Raw genomic sequence first — 5,026 nt, forward strand, 5'->3', positions numbered from 1 at the left:
GCTCCTCGTTGCGCCGCCGGCCCGCCTCCCCCCACCCCCCCCGCGCGCCGGGGGGGGGGGGGCGCCCCCCCGACGCCGAACTCGCCGCCTTCCTCGACGCCATGGCTCCGCTGGGCGAGCGCCTGCACACGCTGTGGGTGCAGTTGCCCGGCTCGTTCGGCCCCGGCGATCTCGGCGCGCTGGCCCGCTTCCTGCCGACCCTGCCGTCCGGCCCGCGCCGCACCGTCGAGGTCCGCCATCGCGGGTTCTACGACGACCCGCGCGCCGCCGCCGCGCTGGAACGGGTGCTCGCCCGCGCGGACGCGGAATGGGCCACCTTCGACACCTCGGTGCTGTTCTCCGCGCCCGCCTCGAGTCCCGCCGAACTGGAGGCCCGCGCCAAGAAGCCGCACCTGCCGCGCCGCACCCGCGCGCTCACCGCCGACCCGATGGTCCGCTACCACGGCCGCGACGACGAGGAGGTGACGGTCACGGGCTGGCAGCCCTGGTTGCCGGTGGTGGCGGACTGGCTGCGCGAAGGCCGGTCCCCGACGGTCTTCGTGCACACCCCGGACAACGGCTCCTCGCTGCGGTTGGCCCGCCGCTTCCACGACGAGGTCCGCGCGCTCGTCCCCGAGCTGGAACCGTTGCCCGACCCGGCGGCCGAGGAGCCTATGACGCTGTTCTGAGCGGCTGGTCCGAGCGGCTGGTTCGAGCGGCTGGTTCGAGCGGCTAGCTCAGCCCGAGCACGGCGGTGGCGAAGGCGATGAACAGCGGCGCCGAGGCGGGGACCGCGTGCGCGCCCTCGGTGAGTATGACCCGGCGGGTGCGCTCGCAGATGGCGTCCGGGATGAGCGCGATCAGCTCGGCCGGTACCGCGGGCACCGTCGGATCGGCGGCCCTGGCTCTGGCGTGGAAGTGCCGGTAGGTCTCGGTGAACTGGTCGAGCGCGAGCACCCGCACGGCGTTCGCGGCCCGCTCCACCCGGGCCGATTCCACGAGCACCATCCTGGCGAAGTGCGGCTCCTCGGCGACGGCCTCGCAGAAGTTGACGATGACGCAGGCGATCCTGGCGCGCGCGTCGGCCTCGCGGGGCAGTGCGCGCAACGCCTCCCCGATGCGCTGGGCGAGCACCGCGATGCCGGTGTGCACCGACTCGACGAAACAGTGCTCCTTGTTGGTGAAGTGCTCGTAGAAGGTGCTGCGCGAGACGCGGGCGGCGGCCACGATGTCCCCCAGTGTGGTCGCGGCATAACCCTTCTCCTCGACGCATTCGACGAACGCGGTGATCAGCCTGCCGCGCGGCGAGGTGGGGGAGTCCGTGCGGAAGGCCGCGCGACGATCGGCGAGGTCGCTGCCTGGCGACGGCTCGCATCGAGTTGCCGAGTGGCGCATGAAAGCCTTTCTGTCGGGGTTGTCGATTATGCGCGCCAGGGTTTTTCGCCGCGCACGCTGGTTCTCCCGAACGGGCCCGATCGGCCCGTTCATCCGTCATTTTTCCCGCCGATGTGCAATGTTGTTACTGCGCAACGGTATTGACAGGGGAAGGTGCGTCGGTCATGGCGTCCTACGCGGTGGGGTCACGACGTGCGTCGCCGGGTGCCCGGCGCCCGGTGTGGCCGGGCATGATCACCCCGGAGCAGCCGTCGAGGGGACGCAGGGGGGCGCCGGGCCACGGCAGCCTGCGCGGGCGCCGGGGGCGCGCGCGGCGACCGCGCAGGCGCAGACCCCTGCTGGTCGTGGTGGTGACGCTCGGCATCTCGCTGTCGGCGGTGGCGGTGGTGCTGGCCTACGTCTCGCCGACGCCGGGGCCCCGGCAGTCAGCCACCGTGGCCGACCCGGTGCTCGGCGGTGGTCCGGGCTGCGACCCGCTGCGCACCCGGGAACTGGTGCGCGGCAACGGAACCGGCTCGACCGACGACGGCCCGGACGCGGTGCTGGCCTTCCAGTACGCCTACTACGTGACCCGCTCCGGCGCCGCCGCCAGGGCCGTCACCACCCGCGATGCCGCGGTGTCCAGCGCGGAGGTGATCGACGCGGGCATCACCTCGGTGCCGCCGGACACCAAGCACTGCGTGCTGATCTCCCCGTTGCCCGACGGCAGGCTCGACGTGGTGCTCACCGAGGTCCGCCCGGACGGGGCGGTCAAGACCTACCGCCAGTTCGTCACGGTGGTCGAGCGCGCCGACGGGGTGCTGATCAGCGCGATCGCCCCGCCGGACCGGTAGTTCGCTCGCCCGCGTGGTTTCTGGGCGGTTGTCCAGAAGTATGTCCCCGCCCGGCCCGGCTCTGATACATTCCCGTATCGGATACACCGGTGTATCGAAGCGTGCGCGCGGATGCGCCGGCCGGTCGGCGAATGCGGTCCCGCCCGGGGTCGCGAGGAGGAACCGTGACGGCGGCACAGGCCGGGCAACCGAGGGCGAACGCCTCGCCGGGCGGCCCCGCCCGCGAGACGGGCGCCCGCGCCGGGGCGGGCAAGGCGCCGAGCAGGCGCCGCGCGCACACCCGCGAACGACTGTTGCGGGCCGCCTACGAGGTCTTCGCCGAGGAGGGCTTCGGCCGCGCGGGCGTGGAACGTGTCTGCGAGCGCGCCGGATTCACCCGCGGCGCCTTCTACTCGAACTTCACCTCCCTCGACGAGCTGTTCCTCGCCATGTGGGAGCAACGCTCGGCCACCCTGCGCGAGGATCTGCGCGCGGCCCTCGACGCGCTGGCCGACGAGACGTTCACCGATGTGCGTGCGGCGGTGACGGGCCTGCTCGCGGCGGTGCCGCTGGAGGAGGCGTGGTTCCGCATCACCGCCGAGTTCACCGCGCACGCCCTGCGCACCCCGCACCTGCGCCGGGTGATGGCCGAGCGGGAGGAGGCCATCGTGGCCGCGCTCGCGCCGACGGTGGTGGCGGCGCTCGGCCGCGCGGGACGCACCGTCGACGATCCCGTGGCCCTGTGCCAGGCGCTGGTCGCCGTGCACGACGGCACCGCCGTGCAGGTGTTGATGGAGCCGGGCAACCGGACGGTCCTCGGTCGGCGTGCCGACCTGTTCCACCATGTCGTGCTGGCCTACAGCACCCCGACAGAAGGATGACGATGAGCACAAGCGATTCCGCTGCCGACGGTTACGAGGTGATCGTGGTCGGCGCAGGCCTTGCCGGTCTGGTCGCCGCCCACGAGCTGGCGCTGGCGGGCAAGAGGGTGCACCTGCTCGACCAGGAGAACCGCAACAACCTCGGCGGTCAGGCGTTCTGGTCGCTGGGCGGGCTGTTCATGGTCGACACGCCCGAGCAGCGCAGGCTCGGCATCAAGGACTCCTACGAGCTGGCCTGGCAGGACTGGCAGGGCTCGGCGGGCTTCGACCGCGAGGACGAGGACCACTGGGCCAGGCAGTGGGCCCAGGCCTACGTCCGTTTCGCCGCCACCGAGAAGCGCGACTACCTGCGCGACCTCGGGTTGCGGGTGACCCCGCTGGTCGGCTGGGCCGAGCGCGGCGGCGGCGCGGCCGACGGCCACGGCAACTCGGTGCCGCGCTTCCACATCACCTGGGGCACCGGCCCGGAGGTGGTGCGCGTGTTCGCCGAGCCGGTGCAGGCCGCCGAGCGGCGCGGGCTGGTGAAGTTCAGCTTCCGGCACCGCGTCGACGAGCTGATCGTCGAGAACGACGCGGTCGTCGGGGTGCGCGGCAGCGTGCTGGAGCCGACCGATCTCGAGCGCGGCAAGGCGTCCTCGCGGACGGTGGTCGGCGACTTCGAGTTCCGGGCGAAGGCCGTGGTGGTGACCTCCGGCGGCATCGGCCACAATCACGCCCTGATCCGGCAGAACTGGCCGGTGGAGCGGCTCGGCCCGTGCCCGGAGACGCTGATCTCCGGCGTGCCCGCGCACGTGGACGGGCGCATGCTGGCCATCTCCGAGGCCGCGGGCGGCGCCATCGTCAACCGCGACCGGATGTGGCACTACACCGAGGGCATCCACAACTGGGACCCGGTCTGGCCCGACCACGCCATCCGCATCATCCCCGGCCCGTCCTCGCTCTGGTTCGACGCCACCGGCAAGCGCCTGCCCGCGCCGTGCTTCCCCGGCTTCGACACCAACGCCACCATGAAGGCCATCCTGTCCACCGGCTACGACTACTCGTGGCTGGTGCTCACCCAGGCCATCATCGAGAAGGAGTTCGCGCTGTCGGGTTCGGAGCAGAACCCCGACGTCACCGGCAAGGACATCAAGCTCACCCTGGCCAGCCGGGTCGCCAAGGGCGCGCCGGGACCGGTGGAGGCGTTCAAGAAGCACGGCGTCGACTTCGTGGTGGCCGACACCCTGCCCGAGCTGGTCGAGGGCATGAACAAGATCGCCCGTGGCCCACGGCTGGATCTCGGGGTGCTCGAGCGTCAGATCGTCGCCCGCGACCGCGAGCTGGACAACAAGTTCAGCAAGGACGCCCAGCTCATGGCCATCACCAACGCCCGCCAGTCCTTCGCCGACAAGGCGGGCCGGGTCGCCAAGCCGCACCGCATCCTCGACCCGAAGGCCGGTCCGCTGATCGCGGTGCGCTGCAACATCCTCACCCGCAAGACCCTCGGCGGCCTGCAGACCACGCTGGACTCCCAGGTCGTGCGCCCCGACGGCACCCCGCTGCCCGGGCTGTACGCCGCCGGGGAGGTGGCCGGTTTCGGTGGTGGCGGGGTGCACGGCTACAACGCGCTGGAGGGCACCTTCCTCGGCGGGTGCATCTTCTCCGGCCGGGCGGCCGGGCGGGCGCTGGCGAAGTCGCTGTCCTGACCGGCGTTCCGTCCGGCGGCAGAGGGTGGCCGCCGGGTTGCTGTGCGGGTGTCCTCGCGGCGCCGGCCACGCGCGTACGGCGGCGTTCCGCGCCAGGCGCCGGGCCGGGCCCGCGCGGGGCGGACGGCGCGGGACGGTCATGAAAACGAGCGATGCCGCCGGGAGGGGGAGGCCCGGCGGCATCGACTCGGAGTTGCGCGCCGAGCAGGGGGGTCGGGCCCCGCCGTAGTAGGCGCAGGGGGGGCCGGCTCGATTTCCGATCGTTAGCTGGCGC

At 72.8% G+C, this 5,026-nt stretch carries 5 protein-coding genes; 4 read left to right on the plus strand and 1 reads right to left on the minus strand.

The annotated features are described in order from the left end of the window. Positions 1–668: DUF72 domain-containing protein (locus QH283_RS18250; RefSeq protein ID WP_280504199.1), on the plus strand; the 668-nt coding region annotated here is incomplete at its 5' end. Positions 669–711: 43 nt separating this feature from the next. Here QH283_RS18250 and QH283_RS18255 read toward each other — a convergent pair. Then, positions 712–1,374, minus strand: coding sequence for a TetR/AcrR family transcriptional regulator (locus QH283_RS18255; protein ID WP_280504200.1), 663 nt, complete (start codon positions 1,372–1,374; stop codon positions 712–714). 164 nt (positions 1,375–1,538) lie between these two features. On the opposite strand from QH283_RS18255, the gene QH283_RS18260 reads away from it, so the two are divergent. The 3 genes from QH283_RS18260 to QH283_RS18270 all read left to right on the plus strand — a co-directional run bounded on the left by QH283_RS18260 (position 1,539) and on the right by QH283_RS18270 (position 4,752). Then, positions 1,539–2,207, plus strand: coding sequence for a hypothetical protein (locus QH283_RS18260; RefSeq protein ID WP_280504201.1), 669 nt, complete (start codon positions 1,539–1,541; stop codon positions 2,205–2,207). A gap of 290 nt (positions 2,208–2,497) precedes the next feature. Next, the gene (locus QH283_RS18265; RefSeq protein ID WP_280504203.1) at positions 2,498–3,067 is read left to right on the plus strand and encodes a TetR/AcrR family transcriptional regulator; all 570 of its coding nucleotides are present in this window, start codon (positions 2,498–2,500) and stop codon (positions 3,065–3,067) included. Continuing rightward, complete coding sequence (locus QH283_RS18270; RefSeq protein ID WP_280504202.1) at positions 3,064–4,752, plus strand: FAD-binding dehydrogenase; 1,689 nt, start codon at positions 3,064–3,066, stop codon at positions 4,750–4,752. The genes QH283_RS18265 and QH283_RS18270 overlap by 4 nt, the downstream gene beginning before the upstream one ends. Positions 4,753–5,026 lie beyond the last annotated feature (274 nt).

Source organism: Nocardia farcinica (assembly GCF_029867845.1).
Lineage (GTDB): Bacteria > Actinomycetota > Actinomycetes > Mycobacteriales > Mycobacteriaceae > Nocardia > Nocardia farcinica_A.

Coding starts and splice junctions, on each gene's coding strand:
- QH283_RS18260 (WP_280504201.1), top strand. CDS start 1,539: ATGGCGTCCTACGCGGTGGGGTCACGACGTGCGTCGCCGGGTGCCCGG.
- QH283_RS18255 (WP_280504200.1), bottom strand. CDS start 1,374: ATGCGCCACTCGGCAACTCGATGCGAGCCGTCGCCAGGCAGCGACCTC.
- QH283_RS18270 (WP_280504202.1), top strand. CDS start 3,064: ATGACGATGAGCACAAGCGATTCCGCTGCCGACGGTTACGAGGTGATC.